Origin of the sequence: Kitasatospora sp. NPDC048365, from assembly GCF_043200835.1 — a bacterium.
Taxonomy (GTDB): domain Bacteria; phylum Actinomycetota; class Actinomycetes; order Streptomycetales; family Streptomycetaceae; genus Kitasatospora; species Kitasatospora terrestris.
Window position 1 is genome coordinate 48,733 of record NZ_JBICYJ010000023.1, and the last position, 19,855, is coordinate 68,587.

A 19,855-nucleotide genomic window follows, 5' to 3' on the forward strand; every position below is an offset into this window, starting at 1 on the left:
TATCGCGACCCGGGGTTCCGTTTCCCGGGGAGCCGGACGGGTCTAGAAAAATCCCATGTGGGTGATCCTCCTGATTCCGGCCTGTGCCGCCGCGGTGTTCTCCTGCCTGCGGCTGGTCCGGGTCGCCGCCACGGCAGACTCGCTGTCCGCGATCGGCCCGGCCCGGCCGGAGGAGGCCGTCGGCGTCGGTCTGTTCGAGACCGCCTACCTGGCCGGCGGCCCCACCCGGGTGGTCGACCTCGCCCTCGTCCGGATGGCCGGGCGGGGGCGTCTGCACCTCGCCCACACCGGCTGGACCACCGTCGTCGACCCGCAGGGGCGCAGCCGGCTGGAACGCGCGCTGATCGGCGAGATCGGCCCCGACGGGCAGTGCCGGACGGCCGCGCTGCGGGCCGCGCTGGCCGCCCACCCCACCGTCCGCGACATCGGCGAGCGGCTGACCATGGCCGGTCTCGCCACCCCGACGACCGTCCGGGAGAGCGCGCTGCTGGCCATCCGTCAGGTCCGGTACGCGCTGCTGCTGGCCACCGGGCTGCTGGTCGCGGCGCTGGTGCTGGCCGCCCCCGGCAGCGGGCAGGCCGGGGCGACCGTCGCCTGGTTCGCGCTGCCGCTGGTGCTCACCGGCGGGACGCTGCTGATGGCCCGGGTCGACGTGCACGCCTACACCGCGTGGGCCGCCCCCGCCGGCCAGGAGGTGCTGCGGGCGGCCCGGATCCCCCGCCAGTACGGGCCGGCGGACGACGCCGAGCGCGAGCTCCTCACCGCCGTCGCGATGGTCGGCCCCGACGCCGTTCCCGACGCGAGGCTGCGCGCCGCGCTCCGCGGCTGAGCGGTCGGGGGCCGCTGCCCCCGACCGCCGGCGGCCTGCGCGCGAGGCCGTGAGGGCCGTTACGCCAGGCCGTTGAGCAGCTCGGCGACCGGCTTGCGGCGGCCGGTGAAGAACGGGACCTCTTCGCGGACGTGCAGGCGGGCCCGGGAGGGGCGCAGGTCGCGCATCAGGTCGACGATCCGGTGCAGCTCGTCCGCCTCGAAGGCGAGCAGCCACTCGTAGTCGCCGAGCGCGAAGGAGGCGACGGTGTTGGCGCGGACGTCCGGGTAGCCGCGGGCCATCATGCCGTGCTCGGCGAGCATCGCCCGGCGCTCCTCGTCCGGCAGCAGGTACCACTCGTAGGAACGCACGAAGGGGTACACGCACACGTAGTCGCGGGCCCGCTCGTCGGCGAGGAACGCGGGGATGTGCGACTTGTTGAACTCGGCGGGGCGGTGCAGCGCCATGTTCGACCAGACCGGCTCCAGCAGGCGGCCGACGGCGGTGCGGCGGAAGCGGTTGTACGCCTCCTGCAGGTCGTCGGAGTTCTCCGCGTGCCACCAGACCATGACGTCCGCGTCGGCGCGCAGGCCGGACACGTCGTAGGTGCCGCGGACGGTGACGTCCTTCGCGGCCAGCTGCTCGAACAGCTCGTCGACCTCGGCGGCCAGGGCGGCGCGGTCCTCCGGGAGGTCACCCTTGAGCTTGAACACCGACCACATGGTGTAGCGGATGACCTGGTTGAGGTCGCGGGCCTTCTTCTTCACGGGCTGCTCAGTGCTATCGGTCATGCGCCCATTGTCCCTTCTGCGACGGGTCCGCCCGCCGTCGGGGTCGACACGTCCTCGACCGCGCGCCGGGCACCGGCGATCACGGCGGGGATGCCCACGCCGTCGTACGCGGCGCCGCAGACGGCCAGTCCGCCGACGCCCGCGACCTGGGCGCGGACCCGCTCGACCCGCTCCAGGTGGCCCACCGGGTACTGCGGCAGCCCGCCGCGCCAGCGGGTCACCGCGGTCGCGTACGGGGTGGCCCGCAGGCCGACCGCCGCGCCGAGGTCCGCCAGCGAGCGGGCCACCAGCTCCTCGTCCGGGAGGTCCAGCGCGGCCTCCTCGCGGTGGCGGCCGAGCGAGGTGCGCAGCAGGAACGCGTCCGGCGCGGAACGCGCCAGCCAGCCCCACTTGTTGGAGGAGAAGGTGGACGCCTTGATCTGCCGGCCGTCCACCGGCGGGACCAGGAAGCCACTGCCGGTCAGCGGGCTGTCGGCCAGGTCCGCGCGGCGGAACGCCATCGTCACCAGCGCCATCCCCGCGTACTCGATCTGCCGCAGCTCGGCCGCCGCGCCCGGCAGCTCGGCCTCGACCAGCCGGGCGGCCTGCGGCGCCGGCACCGCCAGCACCACCGCGTCCGCCTCCAGCACCGAGCCGCCGGAGACCACCCGCCAGCCCGTCGGCGTCCGGCGCAGCTCGTCGACCGGGTGGTCGGTGCGCAGGTCCGCGCCGGCCTTGCGCAGATGGGCCTCGGCCGCCTCGGGCAGGGTGCCGAGGCCGCCGCGCAGGCCCTGGAAGACCGGGCCGGCGGCGGCTGCCCGGGAGGTCAGCTCGCGGACCCCGGCCGTCAGCGAGCCGCCCGCGCGGGCGATGCCCAGCAGCTGCGGTACGGCCGCGCGCAGCGACAGCTCGTCGGTCCGGCCCGCGTACACGCCGCCGAGCAGCGGCTCGACCAGCCGCTGCACCACCTCGGGGCCGAGCGCGGCGCCGACGTACGCGCCGAGCGGGACGTCGTCGGCGACCGGTCCGGTCGGCCGCTCGTGGCGGGCCCGCTCCAGGCCCTCCGCGGACAGCACCCCGGACGCGGCCAGCGCCTCCAGGTCGCCGGGGACACCCATCACCTGCCCGGCGGGGATGGGCCGCAGCCGCCCGCCGGTCCAGATCGCCGCCTTGGCGGTGCTCGGCGGCTCCAGCTCCTCCGCCAGCCCGACCAGCCGGGCGAGTTCCACCGCCTCGGGCCGCCGGGCCAGCACCGACTCGGCCCCGAGGTCCACCCGGACCCCGCCGACCTCCCCGGACCGCAGCTTCCCGCCGACCCGCCCGGACGCCTCCAGCAGCGTCACCCGGCCCGGCCCCGCACTCAGGAACACCGCCGCCGCGAGCCCCGCGATCCCGCCACCGACCACCACGACATGAGGTTCTGCCATGTGCGGCAGTCTCTCAGCCTTTACTCACTTCCCCTGCACCAGCGCGTCGAGCTCGACCACGAGCGGGAAGGGCACCGGGCGCTCCAGCTTCTCCCGGAAGATCCCCGCCGACACGTACGCCCCGGTCGGCACGTCCAGCTCGTAGACGTGCACCACGGGCTTGTGCTTCTCGTCCTCGACCAGCCAGTAGTGCGCGATGCCGGCCTCGGCGTACTTGCGGAGCTTGACCGTGCGGTCCCGGTGCGCGGACTCGGGAGAGACCACCTCGACCACGAGCGAGACGTCCTCGGGAGCGAACCAGGTCCGGTCGAAGTCGACCGGCGCGGTGACGGCCACCAGGTCGGGCTCCGGCCGGTTCCGCCGGTCGAGCCGGACCGTGATCTCGCGCAGGACGTTCACCCCGTCCGGGGCCTGGTCGTTGAGGACAGCCGTCAGCGCCTGGACGACGAGGCTGCGCCAGACACGCTGGGGCGACATCATGAAGACCAGTGCTCCGTCGATCAGTTCGGTGTGCCGCGGCGCCTCGGGCAGCCGGTCGAGGTCCTCCGCGAACCAACCCTCTTCGCGTGGCGGGTGCATCCAGTCGGGCAGTGCCGTCATGGGGTCCACGGTAGCGCTTCGGGTCCCGAGACCGGGGTGTGGCCGGGATGTGATCGAGCCGGTACCGGGTGGGTGGGATCCGTTGCGGGGGTCGGGCCGTCCAATGGCCGATGGGGTGCGCGAGGGCGTGCGCCGAGGCGAGGGGGAGGGTGAATGGACGTGCGGGGCCGGAGAGTTGCGGTGGCGGCGGCGGTCGCGGCGGTGCTGCTGGTGGGAGGGTGCAGCGCCGAGGGCGGGACGAGTGCGAGTGACGCCGCGAAGCCGGCCGTGGCCAACGGCGCGGTGGCGCCGCAGGCGGCGGGCGGGGAGAAGGCCGCGGCGAGCGGCGGGCCGGTGACGGCGAAGGACGGCGCGACGGCCGCGCCGACCGCGCCGCGGCTGATCGCGTACAAGGCGCAGCTGACCGTCCGGGTGGAGAACGTGGGGACGGCGCGCGGAAAGGCGTTGTTGCTGCTGGACGCGGCGGGTGGCTACGTGTCGGGCGAGAGTTCGGACGGTCGCGGGGACGGCGTCATGGACGGCACCACGCTGACCCTGAAGGTGCCGTCGGCGGAGCACCGGAAGACCCTGGACGCGCTGGCGGCGCTGGGCACCACGCTGGACCTGAACAGCCAGGCGGACGACGTCACCCAGCAGGTGGCGGACGTGGAGAGCCGGCTGAAGTCGCAGCGGGCCAGCGTGGACCGGGTGCGGGCGCTGATGGCGGAGGCGAAGTCGCTGGCCGAGGTGGTGTCACTGGAGGGCGAGCTGACCCGGCGTGAGGCGGACCTGGAGAGTCTGCAGCGCCAGCAGCAGGACCTGTCGGCGAAGGTGTCGATGTCGACGGTGACGCTGCGGCTGGTCGCCCCGTCCGCGAAGCCCTCGCTGCCGACGGCCGAGCCCGAGAAGGGCTTCTGGGCGTCGGTGGGCGGTGCGCTGTCGGGCGGCTGGGACGCGCTGGTGACCGTGGTGAAGGTGCTGCTGATGGCGCTGGCGGCGGTCGCGCCGTTCCTGCTGGTGGCGGCGCCGCTGCTGGGCCTGGTGTGGTGGCTGCGGCGCGGTGCCCGCCGGCGGCCGGCGCTGCCGGTCCAGCGGTCGCCGCACCCGGAGCCGGGGCCGGAGCAGCCGCAGGAGGAGCCGGCCGGGCAGCCGGACGCCGCCGAGCAGCGGTGAGCCGCGCCGGGCGGGGGCCGACGCCCCCGCCCGGCGGCCGGGTCAGCGGGCGCTGGCCTCGTGGACGAAGGCGACCAGGCGGGTCAGCGCGTCCGGGTCCATGCTCGGCATGACGCCGTGGCCGAGGTTGAAGATGTGGCCGCTGTCGCCGATCGCCTGGGCGGCGTGCAGCACCTCGCGGGCCTTGGTCTCCACCACGTGGGTGGGGGCGTAGAGGACGGCGGGGTCGAGGTTGCCCTGCAGGCCCTTGCCGGGGCCGACCCGGTCGGCGGCGACGTTGAGCGGGACCCGCCAGTCGACGCCGACGATGTCGGCGCCGGCCTGGCCCATCAGGCCGAGCAGTTCGCCGGTGTTGACGCCGAAGTGGATCTTCGGCACGCCGTACGGGGTGACCGCGTCGAAGACCTTGGTGGAGGCGGGCAGCACCGAGCGGCGGTACTCGTCGGGGGCGAGCGCGCCGGCCCAGGAGTCGAAGAGCTGGATCGCCGAGGCGCCGGCCTCGATCTGGATCTTCAGGAAGGCGGCGGTGATCTCCGCCAGCCGGTCGACCAGGGCGGTCCACAGCTCGGGCTCGCCGTACATCATGGCCTTGGTGTTCTCGTACGTCCGCGAGGGCCCGCCCTCGACCAGGTAGCTGGCCAGGGTGAAGGGGGCGCCGGCGAAGCCGATCAGCGGGGTGCTGCCGAGCTCGTCGACGAGCAGGCCGACCGCCTCGGTGATGTACGGCATGTCGTCGGGCTCGAGCGGGCGCAGCCGCTGGAGGTCCTCGGCGGTGCAGATCGGGTCGGCGATGACCGGGCCGACGCCGGGCTTGATGTCGACGTCGATGCCGACGGCCTTGAGCGGGACGACGATGTCGGAGAAGAAGATCGCGGCGTCCACTTTGTGCCGGCGGACCGGCTGCAGGGTGATCTCCTTGACCAGCTCCGGCCGCATGCAGGACTCGAGCATCGGGATGCCCTCGCGCACCTTCAGGTACTCGGGCAGCGAGCGGCCGGCCTGGCGCATGAACCACACCGGGGTGTGCGGCACCGGCTCGAAGCGGGCGGCGCGCAGGAAGACGGAGTCGTGGGCGGCGCCGCGACGCGCGGCGGCCTCGGGCTGCTGACCGGTGGGGGCTGCGGAAGTCTCACTCACGGGCAAATCTTCGCACGCACCGTCCGCCCGCCCCGCTTCGCGCAGGTCGTGGGTTCCTCCAGAGGTTCCTCCGGACCGCTTCCGGACGGCGTTTCGGCACGCCGCGTACACGAAAGTGCTCGGAATGAGGGCTCCGGGCACCTAGGCTTCCGGACATGGCAACGGTCGGCGGGCAATCCGCACAGGGTGGCGGAACGGGCAAGGAGGCGGCGCCGATCGAGTTCCGGGAGGCCGTCGAGGCGTTGGGCTCGGCACGGCTGCGCCCCGAACTGGTGATCGCGCCCGCCCCGGCACCGCGCCGGCTCGCCCCGTACACCTTCGCGCTGTCGGCGACCGTCGAGGTGGACGGCGAGGAGCTGGCGGACGGCACGCTGGTGCTGCTGCACGACCCGGCCGGGCAGGAGCCCTGGCGGGGGGACTTCCGGGTGGTCACCATGGCCCGGGCCGAACTGGAGCCGGAAATGGCCGGCGACCCGGTGCTCTCCGAGGTCGGCTGGGCCTGGCTGCTGGACGCGCTGCAGGCGCACGGCGCCGGGTACGCCGAGCCGAGCGGCACGGTGACCCGCTGCCACTCGCAGTCCTTCGGGGCGCTGGCGGAACGCGGCGCGTCCACCGAGATCGAGCTGCGGGCGTCCTGGACGCCGTCGGACGGCCGCTTCGAGCGGCACCTGGCGGCCTGGGGCGACCTGCTGTGCACCTGCGCGGGCCTGCCGCCGGCCGCCGCCGGGCCGCTGCCGCTGCCCGACGCCGCGTCACTCGGCGGAGTGGTTCCGATGCCGGCCCGTCGCCGGCCGCGCCCCCACTGAGGGACAGCCGCTCACGATCGGCGGCGCGCCACCCGCAGGGCTGACGGAGTGTGACTTGTGTCGCACTCCGTGTCAATTCCCTGCCCGATTCTGACCGTCGCGCGTCACGTTCCGATCGAAACCGTACGAATCCCGGGCATGTCGTACCGGTCATCTGCGCGATTTGTCCGTATTGTTACTCACTAGATCGTGATCACCCGCTAAAGGCGGGCACGGTTGATGCCGAAGGTGTCAGTGACCCTTTCCAAACGCGGAACACTCCGAGCGCCCCCAGGCCAGAGGGCGGCGACGAGGAGCTGACGTCCGCCACTCCCTACAGGAGGCCTGGTGTCGGTCCTTCTCGAGCACCCCGCAAATGTGGTGGCCTACCGTCCGACGAAGCCCACCGCCATGGTGGTCATCGCTGATCCCCGCGTCCGGAACACCGTCACCCGGCACCTGTGGGCGCTCGGCGTCCGCGACGTCATCGAGGTCTCCTCGATCGCCGAGGCCCGGCCCCGCGTCGCCACGCCGCGCGACATCTGCATCGCCGACGTCCACCTGCCCGACGGCTCCGGCCTGACCATCCTGGCCGAGACCCGCGCCGCGGGCTGGCCGAACGGCCTGGCGCTGTCCGCCGCCGACGACATCGGCGCGGTCCGCTCGGCGCTGGCCGGCGGAGTCAAGGGCTACGTGGTCACCGGCACCCGCACCAACGTCGCGATGCCGGGCCGTCCGGGCATGCCGCTGGGCGCGGCCGGGCTGGCCGGGCGGATGCGCCGTCCGGGCATGCCGGGCCACCCCGGTGCGCACGGCCAGCCCGGCGCGGCGGGTGCCCCCGGTGCGCCCGGCGCCCAGCCGTCCGCGTACCGGGAGCTGTCCGGCCGCGAGGTCGAGGTCTTGCGGCTGGTGGCGGAGGGCCAGTCCAACAAGGCGATCGGCGTCGCGATGGGGCTGTCCGCGCTCACCGTGAAGAGCCACCTCGCCCGGATCGCCCGCAAGCTCGGAACCGGTGACCGGGCGGGCATGGTGGCGGTCGCCCTGCGAACCGGAATCATCCACTGACGGTTCCACAACCCCGCTGGTGGCGGCCCGGAGGAACGTTTCCTCCGGGCCGCCACCGCACCCGGCCCGGACGCCGGTTCGGACAACAGCCGCAAACAGGGCGTGGCATATGTCGGAACATGGTCCGACCAGTCAGACAACACTCCCGGCAGCGGCGGCCGTCGTACCCTTGGGGAGTGACCGACGCCGTAGCAGCCCCTGAAGAGACAGCCCCGGTCCCGCTTCTTGAGCCGCGGGAGGGGCTGCCACCGGTCGTGGCCGACGGCACCGCCCTCGCCGAGACGGTGGCCGCCTTCGCCGCCGGCACCGGCCCGGTCGCGGTCGACGCCGAGCGGGCCTCCGGCTACCGGTACGGGCAGCGGGCCTATCTGATCCAGCTCCGCCGGGCCGGCGCGGGCACCGCGCTGATCGACCCGATCGCCTGCCCCGACCTCTCCGGGCTCGGCGCCGCGCTCGCCGACACCGAGTGGGTGGTGCACGCCGCGACCCAGGACCTGCCCTGCCTCGCCGAGGTCGGCATGCGGCCGGCCCGGCTCTTCGACACCGAGCTGGCCGGCCGGCTCGCCGGCTTCCCCCGGGTGGGCCTCGGCCCGATGACCGAGAGCGTGCTCGGCCTCTCGCTCGCCAAGGAGCACTCGGCGGTCGACTGGTCGACCCGCCCGCTGCCCGAGCCCTGGCTCCGCTACGCCGCCCTGGACGTCGAGGTGCTGGTCGAGCTGCGCGACGCACTCGAGCGGGAGCTGGACGGCCAGGGCAAGCTCCCGTGGGCGCTGGAGGAGTTCGCCGCACTGGTCGACGCCCCGCGGCCCGGCCCGCGGGTCGACCCCTGGCGGCGCACCTCCCAGCTGCACAAGGTCCGCCGCCGCCGGCAGCTCGCCGCGGTCCGCGAGATGTGGCTGACCCGCGACCGGATCGCCCGCGAGCGGGACGTCTCCCCCGGCCGCGTGCTGCCGGACGCCTCGATCGTCAACGCCGCGCTGGCCATGCCGCTGAACGGGCCGGCCCTGATCGCCGTCCAGGGCTTCGGCCCGCGCACCAACCGGCGCCAGGTCGACCAGTGGCTGGCCGCGCTGCAGCGGGCCCGGGAGATCCCGGAGAACGAGCTGCCGCCCGCCGCCGCGCCGCACGACGGGCCGCCCCCGCCGCGCGCCTGGGCCGACAAGGACCCGGTGGCCGCGGCCCGGCTCTCCGCCGCGCGCGCCGCGGTCACGGCGCTCGCCGAGCAGCACCACCTCCCGGCCGAGAACCTGATCACCCCGGACCTGGTCCGCCGGGTCTCCTGGGAGCCGCCGGACGGCCAGGACGCCGACGCGATCGGGACGGCGCTGCGCGCCCTCGGCGCCCGCCAGTGGCAGGTCGCCCTGGTCGCCCCGGCGGTGGCGAAGGCCTTCGACGAGGCCGCCGCCTGACCTTCGGCCGGGGTGCTCGCGGTGTGTGGTCGCCCACACTGGGCAAGTTAGTTACCGACGGGTAGCATGGTTGACGTTGCAGCGCCGCTCCCTACCCATGGCCGTGCGGACTGCGCGTCATCGTCATGTCCCCTTGGGAGGAGAGCCCCCGTGCCTCGTACCGCGAGGGACGTCGTCTTCGTCGACGGCGTCCGCACCCCGTTCGGCAAGGCCGGCCCGAAGGGCATCTACGCCGAGACCCGCGCCGACGACCTGGTCGTCAAGTGCATCCGGGAGCTCGTGCGCCGCAACCCGAACCTGCCCGTCGAGCGCATCGACGAGGTCGCCATCGCCGCGACCACGCAGATCGGCGACCAGGGCCTGACCATCGGCCGCACCGCGGGCCTGCTGGCCGGTCTGCCGAAGTCCACCCCGGGCTACGCGATCGACCGCATGTGCGCCGGTGCGATGACCGCCGTCACCACCACCGCGGGCGGCATCGCCTTCGGCGCGTACGACATCGTGGTCGCCGGTGGCGTCGAGCACATGGGCCGCCACCCGATGGGCGAGGGCGTGGACCCGAACCCGCGCTTCGTCTCGGAGAAGCTGGTCGACGAGTCCGCCCTGTTCATGGGCATGACCGCGGAGAACCTGCACGACCGCTTCCCGCACATCACCAAGGAGCGCTGCGACGCGTACGCGGTGCGCTCGCAGGAGAAGGCCGCCAAGGCGTACGCCAACGGCGACATCCAGCCCGACCTGGTGCCGATCGCGGTCCGCAACACCAACCCGGCCGCGGGCGAGACGGGCTGGGGCCTGTCCACCACCGACGAGCCGATGCGCCCGGGCACCACCCTGGAGTCGCTGGCCGGTCTGAAGACCCCCTTCCGTCCGCACGGCAACATCACCGCGGGCAACGCGGCGGGCCTGAACGACGGCGCCACCGCCTCGATCCTCGCCGCCGAGGACGTCGCCGAGGAGCTCGGCCTCCCGGTCAAGATGCGCATGGTGAGCTTCGCCTATGTCGGCGTCGAGCCCGAGGTCATGGGCATCGGCCCCGTCCCGGCGACCGAGAAGGCGCTGGCCAAGGCCGGTCTGACCATCGACGACATCCAGGCCTTCGAGATCAACGAGGCCTTCGCCGTCCAGGTGCTGGCCATGCTCGACCACTTCGGCATCGCCGACGACGACGAGCGCGTCAACCCGTACGGCGGCGCGATCGCGTTCGGCCACCCGCTGGCCTCCTCGGGCGTGCGCCTGATGACCCAGCTGGCCCGCCGCTTCGAGCAGCGCCCCGACGTCCGCTACGGCCTGACCTCCATGTGCATCGGCTTCGGCATGGGCGCCACGGTCATCTGGGAGAACCCGCACTTCGAGGGTGGTAAGTGACCATGAGCACCACTGAGCTGCTGAAGCGTGCCGCCGAGCTGTTCCCCGGCGAGGTCGTCACCACCGCGCACGTACGCCACCTGGACCTGCCGCTGCAGGCCGGCAAGCTGGCGCTGATCACCCTGGACAACGGCTTCGACCACACCAAGCCGACCACCTTCGGCCCGGGCTCGCTGGCGAAGCTCTCCGAGGCGCTCGACCAGGTCGAGGCCGAGGCCGCCGAGGGCAAGATCGTCGCTGCGGCGATCACCGGCAAGCCGTTCATCTTCGCGGTCGGCGCCGACCTCAAGGGTGTCGAGGTGCTCAAGGAGCACTCCGACGCGCTGGCCATCGGCAAGGGCGGCCACGACGTCTTCAAGCGGATCGCCGCGCTGCCCGTCCCCACCTTCGCCTTCTACAACGGCGCGGCGATGGGCGGCGGCGTCGAGGTCGGCCTGCACGCCACCTACCGCACCGTCAGCTCGGGCGTCCCGGCGTTCTCGCTGCCCGAGGTCTTCCTCGGCCTCGTCCCCGGCTGGGGCGGCTGCACCATCCTGCCGAACCTGATCGGCCCGGCGAAGGCCGTCAAGGTCATCGTCGAGAACTCGATGGCGCAGAACAAGCAGCTCAAGGGCAAGGAGGTGTTCGAGCTCGGCATCGCGGACGCGATCTTCGAGCCGGCCGACTTCCTGGAGCAGTCGATCCTGTGGGCCGCCAAGGTCCTCAAGGGCGAGGTCGTCGTCGAGCGCGAGGAGATCGACCGCGGCAAGGCCTGGGACGACGCCGTCACCTGGGGCCGCTGGGTCGCCGACGCCAAGGTGCACGGGGCCGCTCCGGCCGCGTACAAGGCGCTCGACATCATCCAGCAGGTCAAGGACCAGGACCTGCAGGCCGGCTTCGACGCCGAGGACGCGGCGCTGGCCGACCTCATCATGACCGGCGAGCTGCGCAGCGGCCTGTACGCCTTCAACCTGGTGCAGCGCCGGGCCAAGCGCCCGTTCGGCGCGCCGGACAAGTCGCTGGCCCGCCCGGTCTCCAAGATCGGCGTCGTCGGCGCGGGCCTGATGGCCTCGCAGCTGGCGCTGCTGTTCGCCCGCCGCCTGGAGGTGCCGGTCGTGCTGACCGACATCGACCAGGAGCGCATCGACAAGGGCGTCGGCTACGTCCACGCCGAGATCGACAAGCTCCTCGCCAAGGGCCGGATCGGCAACGACAAGGCCAACAAGCTCAAGGGCCTGGTGCGCGGCCACCTCGACAAGGCCGTCGCCTTCGGCGACGCGGACTTCGTCATCGAGGCCGTGTTCGAGGAGATGGGCGTCAAGCAGAAGGTGCTGGCCGAGCTGGAGGCGGTGGTCTCGCCGACCACCATCCTGGCCACCAACACCTCCTCGCTGTCCGTCACCGAGATGGCGTCCAAGCTCCAGCACCCGGAGCGCGTGGTCGGCTTCCACTTCTTCAACCCGGTCGCGATCCTCCCGCTGCTGGAGATCGTCCGCGCGGAGAAGACCGACGACGCCTCGCTGGCCACCGCCTTCGCGGTCGCCAAGAAGCTGAAGAAGACCGCCGTCCTGACCAAGGACGCCCCGGCGTTCGTGGTGAACCGGATCCTCACCCGCTTCATGGGCGAGATCCAGAGCGTCATCGACGAGGGCACCCCGTTCGAGACCGTCGAGAACGCCGTCAAGCCGCTCGGCCTGCCGATGTCCCCGATCGCGCTGCTCGAACTGGTCGGCCCGGCGATCGCCCTGCACGTCTCCGAGACCCTGCACGGCGCCTTCCCGGAGCGGTTCTCCGTCTCCGAGAACCTCGGCAAGGTGGTCAAGGCCGGCAAGCGCGGCTTCTACATCTGGCAGGACGGCGCGCAGGTCCTCGACCCCGAGGTGCTGGAGCTGCTGACCTTCGGCGACTCGGTGCTGACCGAGGAGCAGGTGCGCGCCCGCGCCCTGGACGCCGTCGCCCAGGAGATCGGCCTGATGCTCGACGAGGGCGTCGTCGGCGAGGCGCAGGACATCGACCTGTGCATGATCACCGGCGCCGGCTGGCCCTTCCACCTCGGCGGCATCACCCCGTACCTCGACCGCGAGGGCGTCTCCGAGCGCGTCAACGGCAAGAAGTTCCTGGCCCCCGGCCTGGCTTCGGTCCCCGCCTGACGCACCCCCGCCCGACCCGACGGGCGGCATCCCCACACCAGGGGGTGCCGCCCGTCGGCGTTGTCGGCGGCATCCCCTAGGTTGCGGGGCATGGGACTTGCACTGTCGGTCGGGGAGAACGACCACTTCTCCGAGGATCTCGCCGCGCTGTCCGGGGCACTGGCCGCGGTGGGCGTCACCTGGCACGAGCCGGGCGCCGTGACCGGCGGGGGCGCCTCGGCCGGCTTCCCCTACAGCTACCTGCACCACGTGCGGCGGGCGTACGCGCTGCACCTGAACGGCGAGCCGGTGCCGCCGTCCGCCGCGACCTCGCCGGAGCGGCTGGCCCGGGACGCCGAGGTGGTGGAGGACGAGACCTCGATGCTCGCCTCGCACCTGCTCTGCCACTCGGACTGCGCGGGCTTCTACGTGCCGGTGGAGTTCGACGACCCGCTGTTCCTGGACGAGGACGCGGTGGCCGGCGGCGGGATGGTCGGCTCGACCCAGCGCCTGCTGGCGGAGCTGCTGCGCTGCGCCCCCGCGATCGGGATCGCGGCGGACGCCGGCGGCCTCGGGCCGGAGCAGGAGGCCCTGCTGGCCGACGTCCCGGCGGACGACCCGTACGAGGCGGAGAAGTTCACCTGGTACGGCCTGTACCGGGCCTGCCGGGCGAGCATCGCGACCGGGCACGCCCTGGTGTTCTGCTGAGCCGGGTCAGGACGGGCGCTGGGCGGTGACCAGGACGTCGCCCGCGGCCGTCCGGTAGTAGAGCACGGACCGGCCGTCGCGGCGGCGGGCGACCAGGCCCGCGTCGTGCAGGACCTTGAGGTGGCGGCCGACCGAGCCGAGCACCTGGCCGGTGAGGGCGGTCAGCTGGGTGGTGGACTTCGGGGTGTCGAGCAGGACCAGGACGGTCGCGCGGCCGGGGCCCAGCAGGCGGGCCAGCGCGTCCGGGGCCGCGGTGCGGTCGGCGTCGGCGAGCGTGCCCGCGCAGGGGTAGGTGAGCGCGAAGCGCCGGCCGTCCTCGTCCCAGGACACCCAGCCGGCCTTCTGCGTGATCGGCACGAACAGCAGCTGGGCGCCGGAGACCTCGCGCGGCGGATAGGCGTGGTTGTTCACCTGGAGCCGGCCGTCGCCGAGCCAGCGGGTGCCCGGCCGCAGCCCGTCCAGGGCCTGGGCCCAGCCGCCGCGGGTGAGCTGCGCGGTGCGGGCCAGGACGTCGGCCTCGATGATCCGGCGGCGGCGCGGCCAGGACGGCAGCACGGTCCCGGTCCACACCCAGGCGAGCAGGTCGGCGGTGCGCTGTGCAAGGTCCTCGCGGTGGAGGGCGGCCGGGAGCGGCCCCGCCAGGGAGACCGTCAGGTGCTCGCGGGCGGCGGCCGGCGGGGTGTCGCGGACCCGCGCCAGCTCCTGCTCGAACGTCTCCTCCGTGCCCGTCGGCGTGGGGGTGAGGAAGTCGGCGTTCCAGGTGCGGCCGAGCGCGGCCCGGACGGTGAGCGCGGTGACCGGGTCGCCCGCCAACCGGGCACGGTAGGCCGGCAGATGGGCGTCGAGCCACGCCCGGCCCCCGGGATCGGCGGCCCGGCCGCCGTGCAGGACCTTCAGGCTCGCGACCGTCTCGGCCAGCGGCGACACCACGAAGCGGCTGCCCGCCAGGGTGTCCGTGCTGATCCGCCACCACCCCATCTTTCGCCTCCCCGCGAAAGATTAACGCCCGGTCCGGCCGACGACGAAGACTCCGGCGCATGCGTACGTATCAAGAGCTCTTCCGGACGGCGGAGTTCACCCCGTTCTTCCTGACCTCCGCGGTGCAGACCGCCGCCCAGACGGTGGCCGGACCGGCGCTCGGCACCCTGGTGTACCGCGAGACCGGATCGCCGCTGCTGTCCTCGCTGGCGATGTTCGGCCCGGCGCTGGCCCAGGTGGTCGGCGCGGCCACGCTGCTGTCGGCGGCCGACCGGCTGCCGCCGCGCGCCGCCCTGGCCGGCCTGGCGCTCCTGCTCGGTCTCGGCACCGCCGTCCAGGCACTCCCCGGGCTGCCGGTGGGGGCGGCCTTCGCGGTGCTGCTGGTGGTCGGACTGGTCTCCTCGGTGGGCGGCGGCGTACGGTACGGGCTGCTCAACGAGGTGCTCGGCAAAGACGGCTACCTGCTCGGCCGGTCGGTGCTCAACATGGCGGTGGGCGCGGTCCAGGTCGGCGGCTTCGCGCTGGGCGGGGTGCTGGTGGCCCTGCTGTCCGCGCGCACCACCCTGCTCGTCGCCGCCGGACTGTACGCGGCGGCCGCCCTCCTCGCCCGGTTCGGGCTGCGCGCCCGCGCGCCGCGCTCGGCGGGCCGCCCGTCGATCGGCGAGACCTGGCGCGGCAACGCGCTGCTGTGGTCCTCCCCCGCCCGCCGGACCGTGTTCCTGGCACTGTGGGTGCCGAACGGGCTGATCGTCGGCTGCGAATCGCTGTTCGTGCCGTACGCCCCCGAGCACGCCGGGCTGCTGCTCGCCTGCGCCGCACTCGGCATGCTCGCCGGGGACACCGCGGTCGGCCGGTTCCTGCCGCGGCGGTGGCGGGGGCGGCTGGGTGCGCCGCTGCGGCTGCTGCTGGCCGCGCCGTACCTGCTGTTCGCCCTCGACCCCGCGCTGCCGCTCGCGCTGACGGCGGTGACGCTCGCCTCGGTCGGGTACGCGGCGAGCCTGCTGCTCCAGGAGCAGCTGATGGAGCTGACACCGGAGGAGCTGAGCGGGCACGCGCTGGGGCTGCACAGCTCCGGGATGCTCACCTTCCAGGGTGTCGGCGCGACGCTCGCGGGGGCGGTCGCGGGATGGACCTCCCCGACGATCGCGATGGCGGTGCTGGGGGCCTGTTCCGTTTCGGTCACACTCCTCCTGAGCCCCGTCAGGGGCGCGGGGGAGGTACCCCCACGCGCCCCTGACGGGGCGTGGGCTAGTGGATGACCTGGACCGAGAAGGCGCGGTCCGTGGGCATCGAGGCGGTGCGGATCTCGGTGACTCCCGTGGTCGGGTCGTAGCGCCAGCCTGGGCCCTGCGAGTCGCCGGTCAGCCTCGGCAGGGGGCCGCCCTTGGTGACGACGAGGCGGGGTTCGCCCTGGCCGTGGACGGTGAAGCGGTACGTGCGGGTGGCCGGCTTGCCGGTGTAGGTGCCTACGCTGGCGCCGACGTCGACCACGGTCGCGGCGCCGTGCGCGTGCACGTCCACCCGCTGGGTGGCGGAGGCGCCCTGCGCGTACCGGCGGGTGACGCCGTCGTCCTCGTACAGGGTGTACGTCGAGTCGCCCTGCGGGTAGAGGTCCCAGTCGAGTTCGCCGCGGTCGCGGTTCTCCCAGGAGAGCGTGCCCTTGGGCCACATCGGGACGATCGAGCCGCCCTTCACGAACAGCGGCAGGGTGTCCAGGGGTGCCTTGTACCCGTTGACCGTGGTCGGGCCCTGGTAGGTGCGGCCGGTCCAGTAGTCGGTCCAGGTGCCCTCGGGCAGGTGGATGCCGTCGCGGACGTCGGTGTCGGAGTAGACCGGTGCGACCAGGAAGTCGGGTCCGGCGAGGAACTCGTACTTCGCGTCGGGGCCGAGCGCCGCCGGGTCGTCCGGGTACTCCAGCGCGAGCGGCCGGACCGGGCCGATGCCGGTGCGGGTCGCCTCGGCGGCGAGGGTGTACATGTACGGCAGCAGCCGTTCCTTCAGCTGCAGGTACTTGCGGTTGATCGAGGTGTAGGGCTCGCCGTCCAGCCAGGGCTGCTGGTCGCGCGGCTCCTTGGTGGTGGTGTCCCGGGCCCAGCCGTCCATGGTCATGACGGCCGGGAGGAAGGCCTTCCACTGCAGGTCGCGGGCGTACATCTTCGGGTCGTGCCGGTAGATCGAGCCGATGTCGCCGGTGTTGTAGGCGATGCCGGACATGGTGGCGCCCGCGTAGGTGGGGATCTGCCAGCGGATGTAGTCCCAGGACAGGCTCTGGTCGCCGCTCCACAGCACGCCGCAGCGCTGTGCGCCGGCCCAGGAGACGGGGAGCCAGACGAAGCCGCGGGCGTCGCTGTTGTCCTCGATGCCGGCCTTGGCCCGGTCGCAGGCGTTCAGCGCGAAGTCGTAGCCGTTGCCGACCCAGGCGACGTCCAGCTTGCGGACCCGGACGCCGGCCTTGACCTCCTCGGCCTGGTTGGGCAGGCCGTCCTGCGTCCACAGGCCGAGCTGGGCGTGGTCCTTGCGCAGGCCCTCGCCGGTCTTCGCCAGGTCCTCGTAGCCGCAGCCGTAGCCGTCGTTGACGAGCATCCAGCCGAGCGGCATGCCGTTGTCCACGTAGCCGTCGGCGACCTTGAGCGCGTCCTGGGTGTGCCGTTCGCCGCGGTTGGCGTTGTGCAGGTAGCAGTCGGAGTCGCCGGGTTCCAGGCCGTAGACGGGCGGCATGAAGGGCTTGCCGACCAGCGCGGTGTACTGGCCGATGACCTGCTTGAGGTCGCCGGTGAAGTAGTACGCGTCGAGGCGCCGCTCCTGCTGGCCGGTGCGGACGTGCGGGCCGAAGTCGTAGATGCCCGGCGCGAAGGTGTTGCGGAAGACGCCGTAACCGGCGGTGGAGACGTAGAACGGCTGCGAGTTGTTGTACCCGCCCTCGTTCCAGTCGAAGCTGTTGGCGACGTGGACGGTCTTGTCCCGGTGGGAGAAGGAGCCGTTCTGCTCGCCGCCGCCGAAGAACTGTTCGGTGTCGCCGCGCACCAGGCTCTGCCGCAGCCCGCTGGTGGACCAGCGCAGCGGCGCGTCCTCCTGCCAGATCGCGGTGCGGTCGTCGGCCTTGTAGAGCCCGAACCGCAGCGGGTGCTTGTAGACCCGCAGTACCAGGTCCTTGGAGCGGATGCCGTAGTACTCCCCCGCGTCGAAGGTGCTGGTGTCGGGCTGGGGTACGGGGCGGTTGCGGACGACGGTGCTGCCCGCCGGGTCGGTGAGCACGCCGTCCGGGGCGGCCTGGAGGCGCAGTTGGCCGTCGGCGAGGAAGTCGGCCCGGGCCTTCAACCCGCCGGCGGCGATCTCGTAGCTGCCGTCGGCGCCGCCGAAGGCGGTGAGGTCGCCGGCGTCCTCGGTGCGCGGCAGGTAGGCGCGGCCGGTGTAGGAGTTGTCGTGGACGTCGTACGGGACGACCAGTACGTGGTAGGTGCCGGAGGCCTTGGGGATGACGGTGGCCTCGGGGTCGGCGGTGCCGGCGCTGGAGGCGACCTGCCGGCCGGCGTCGTCGTAGACGTAGAGGTCGAAGTCGTCGGTGGGGGTCTGCCACCGGATGGCGACCGGGACGCCGCCCTCGGGGTTGTCGTCCCAGTACCCGGCGGGGACGTTCACGGTGAGGTCGAAGCGGTCGCAGACGGCGCCGTCCGGGTCCTGGGCGGCGGGCGGGCAGTCGGTGGCGCCGCCGAAGGTGCCCTTGGCGTAGGTGGGGCTGTGCCAGCTGACGTCCTGGTGCCCGGCGTCCAGGACGGCGGTGCGCGGGGTGGCCGCGTGCACCGGGGCGGCGAGCGCGGCGACGGTGGTCAGGGCCGCGGCGAGACAGGTCTGGTACCGGAGTAAGCGCACGAGGGGGTCTCCCGTCGAATGAACATGAACTGCTCGTTGTTGCGCACAACTGCTTGGAACGCCGGAGTTGCGAAGCAACAGTCACAGCGAGCTGAGTTCATGTCAATGGGCGGGACGGCACGGCCGGCCCGCGCGGAAGATCCTCGGTCAGCGCTTGAGGCGGTAGATGACGGTGTCCCCGGTGACGCCGACCACCTCGTAGTGGGTGTCGAGCAGCGTCTCGATCCGCGGGATCAGCACCGGCTGGTAGGGGGCGGTCCCCGAGTCGTCGACGACGACCTCGGGCAGGCCCTTGGCGGCGAGCTCCTCGTCGAAGGTCTGCCAGGCCTCGGAGACGCTGTACTCCTCGCCGACCTTCTGGCCGTCCTTGCCGCCGCTGTAGTTGGTGAGGAAACCGGCGGTCAGGTAGCGGGTGGCCGGGCGGCGGTCGGCCAGCCAGTACAGCTCGGGGTGCATGCCCCAGACCAGCACGGTGTCCTTGGGCGTGGTCTGGGCGGCGACCGCGGTGGCCACCTCGGTGGTCTGCGAGAGCTTCTGGCCGGGCCAGAGCACCGCGAGGCCCCAGAAGACCGTGCACGCGGCGGTGGTGTACACCAGGACGGGCTTCCAGCGGACCGCCGAGGTGGCGACCGCGCCGACGCCCAGCAGCACCAGCGGGGGCATCAGCTGCAGGTAGTAGTGGCCGAAGAAGTGGAAGCCGATCGAGACGGCGACCACCGAGGAGGCGAGCCACACCCACAGGTCCAGCGAGGAGCCGAAGGAGAGGCCGCGCTCGGGCAGCGGGCGGCCGCGCCGGCGCAGCCAGAGCCGGTGCGCCAGCGGGAAGAGGAAGCCGAGGCCGGCGGCCAGCAGGATCGCCGAGTTGCCGAGCGCCCGGCCGAGCATCTGCAGCCAGTTGGAGCCGAGCGAGGCGTAGTCGCCGCTGCCGGTGACCACCCAGAACAGGAAGCCCTTCGGCTTGGTGAGGATCACCGCGACCAGGGCTATCGGCAGCGCGAAGCCGGAGCCGATCTTGGCCAGCGCGGGCACCCAGCGCACCCCGCGCTGCCGGGCGTCCTGGAACAGCATCCACAGCACCGGCAGCAGCACCGCGCCGCCGGTCTGCTTGGTCAGCGAGCACATCGCCACCGCGATGCCGGCCGCCAGCCAGCGCCGCCGCTCGGCGTACCGGAACGCGGCGACCATCGCGGGCAGCATGAACACCTCGAAGGTGGCCGCCTGGGTGTCCTCCGGCGAGAGGCCGATGGACAGCAGCAGGTAGAGCACCCCGGCGTACGCCCCGGCCCGGTTGCCCCAGCGGCCGCGCGCGATCGAGGCGAGCAGCACGGCGGTGACCAGGTGGGCGACGATCGCCAGAGTGCGCAGCGGCCACAGCGAGGAGGATCCGAAGATCGCGAAGCAGGCCTCGTACAGCCAGGGCAGCAGCGGGGGCTTGCGGTCCACCACGGTGTCGTAGAGGACGCCGCCGTCGGCCAGCATCCGGGCCTGGGTGGCGAGGTAGCCCTCGTCGGGGCTCCACACCGGGCGCAGGAAGGACGGGAGGTGGGTGACCACCGCGAGGGCCGCGAAGACGGGGACCAGCGTGGTCCAGTACCCGGTCCGGGCGCGCTGGGTGAGGCGCTCGGCCAGGCCGGTTCGGCGGGTCGCGGTGGTGAGTGGCACGGATGACA

Annotated in this window: 16 protein-coding genes; 9 read left to right on the top strand and 7 right to left on the bottom strand. The window is 73.3% G+C overall.

All coding sequences use genetic code 11. From position 1 onward, the window contains the following. Positions 1-55 precede the first annotated feature (55 nt). The gene (locus ACGFX4_RS23190) at positions 56-829 is read left to right on the top strand and encodes a TIGR04222 domain-containing membrane protein (RefSeq protein ID WP_393077533.1); all 774 of its coding nucleotides are present in this window, start codon (positions 56-58) and stop codon (positions 827-829) included. Positions 830-888: 59 nt separating this feature from the next. On the opposite strand, the gene hemQ is transcribed toward ACGFX4_RS23190, so the two are convergent. The 3 genes from hemQ to ACGFX4_RS23205 are packed head-to-tail and all read right to left on the bottom strand — an operon-like array spanning position 889 to position 3,605. After that, positions 889-1,599 carry a hydrogen peroxide-dependent heme synthase gene (gene hemQ / locus ACGFX4_RS23195; protein ID WP_345699382.1) on the bottom strand — a complete coding sequence of 237 codons (711 nt, stop codon included), beginning with the start codon at positions 1,597-1,599 and terminating at the stop codon, positions 889-891. Further along, positions 1,596-3,005: a protoporphyrinogen oxidase gene (hemG, locus tag ACGFX4_RS23200; RefSeq protein WP_393077535.1), complete on the bottom strand. Its 1,410-nt coding sequence runs from the start codon at positions 3,003-3,005 to the stop codon at positions 1,596-1,598. The genes hemQ and hemG overlap by 4 nt, the downstream gene beginning before the upstream one ends. 24 nt (positions 3,006-3,029) lie before the next feature. Continuing rightward, positions 3,030-3,605 carry a Uma2 family endonuclease gene (locus ACGFX4_RS23205; RefSeq protein ID WP_393077538.1) on the bottom strand — a complete coding sequence of 192 codons (576 nt, stop codon included), beginning with the start codon at positions 3,603-3,605 and terminating at the stop codon, positions 3,030-3,032. A 153-nt stretch (positions 3,606-3,758) separates the two neighbouring features. On the opposite strand from ACGFX4_RS23205, the gene ACGFX4_RS23210 reads away from it, so the two are divergent. Beyond that, complete coding sequence (locus tag ACGFX4_RS23210; RefSeq protein ID WP_393077541.1) at positions 3,759-4,757, top strand: DUF4349 domain-containing protein; 999 nt, start codon at positions 3,759-3,761, stop codon at positions 4,755-4,757. Positions 4,758-4,799: 42 nt separating this feature from the next. Here the strand turns inward: ACGFX4_RS23210 and hemE are convergent, their stop codons facing one another. Then, positions 4,800-5,894: a uroporphyrinogen decarboxylase gene (gene hemE / locus ACGFX4_RS23215; RefSeq protein ID WP_393077544.1), complete on the bottom strand. Its 1,095-nt coding sequence runs from the start codon at positions 5,892-5,894 to the stop codon at positions 4,800-4,802. A gap of 155 nt (positions 5,895-6,049) precedes the next feature. On the opposite strand from hemE, the gene ACGFX4_RS23220 reads away from it, so the two are divergent. The 6 genes from ACGFX4_RS23220 (at position 6,050) to ACGFX4_RS23245 (ending at position 13,337) form a co-directional block, all read left to right on the top strand. Further along, positions 6,050-6,700, top strand: a complete 651-nt coding sequence (locus ACGFX4_RS23220; RefSeq protein WP_393077547.1) for a DUF3000 domain-containing protein — start codon at positions 6,050-6,052, stop codon at positions 6,698-6,700. Between the two features lie 327 nt (positions 6,701-7,027). Then, entirely contained in the window at positions 7,028-7,744 is a 717-nt protein-coding gene (locus tag ACGFX4_RS23225) for a response regulator transcription factor (RefSeq protein WP_345699377.1), read from the top strand. 176 nt (positions 7,745-7,920) lie between these two features. Further along, positions 7,921-9,153, top strand: coding sequence for an HRDC domain-containing protein (locus tag ACGFX4_RS23230; RefSeq protein WP_393077549.1), 1,233 nt, complete (start codon positions 7,921-7,923; stop codon positions 9,151-9,153). A 150-nt stretch (positions 9,154-9,303) separates the two neighbouring features. Beyond that, positions 9,304-10,521, top strand: a complete 1,218-nt coding sequence (locus ACGFX4_RS23235) for a thiolase family protein (RefSeq protein WP_393077552.1) — start codon at positions 9,304-9,306, stop codon at positions 10,519-10,521. 2 nt (positions 10,522-10,523) lie between these two features. Beyond that, a complete protein-coding gene (locus ACGFX4_RS23240) occupies positions 10,524-12,650 on the top strand; it encodes a 3-hydroxyacyl-CoA dehydrogenase NAD-binding domain-containing protein (protein ID WP_393077554.1) in 2,127 nt (708 codons plus the stop codon). Between the two features lie 90 nt (positions 12,651-12,740). Further along, the gene (locus ACGFX4_RS23245; protein ID WP_393077556.1) at positions 12,741-13,337 is read left to right on the top strand and encodes a hypothetical protein; all 597 of its coding nucleotides are present in this window, start codon (positions 12,741-12,743) and stop codon (positions 13,335-13,337) included. A 6-nt stretch (positions 13,338-13,343) separates the two neighbouring features. Here the strand turns inward: ACGFX4_RS23245 and ACGFX4_RS23250 are convergent, their stop codons facing one another. Further along, positions 13,344-14,315, bottom strand: a complete 972-nt coding sequence (locus tag ACGFX4_RS23250) for an ArsR/SmtB family transcription factor (protein ID WP_393077559.1) — start codon at positions 14,313-14,315, stop codon at positions 13,344-13,346. A 59-nt stretch (positions 14,316-14,374) separates the two neighbouring features. Here ACGFX4_RS23250 and ACGFX4_RS23255 point away from each other — a divergent pair, with 59 nt between their 5' ends. Beyond that, positions 14,375-15,574, top strand: coding sequence for an MFS transporter (locus ACGFX4_RS23255; protein ID WP_393077561.1), 1,200 nt, complete (start codon positions 14,375-14,377; stop codon positions 15,572-15,574). Here the strand turns inward: ACGFX4_RS23255 and ACGFX4_RS23260 are convergent. Beyond that, the gene (locus ACGFX4_RS23260; protein ID WP_393077564.1) at positions 15,564-18,185 is read right to left on the bottom strand and encodes a TIM-barrel domain-containing protein; all 2,622 of its coding nucleotides are present in this window, start codon (positions 18,183-18,185) and stop codon (positions 15,564-15,566) included. The genes ACGFX4_RS23255 and ACGFX4_RS23260 overlap by 11 nt on opposite strands. A gap of 147 nt (positions 18,186-18,332) precedes the next feature. Then, entirely contained in the window at positions 18,333-19,847 is a 1,515-nt protein-coding gene (locus ACGFX4_RS23265; protein ID WP_393077566.1) for a glycosyltransferase family 39 protein, read from the bottom strand. Positions 19,848-19,855 lie beyond the last annotated feature (8 nt).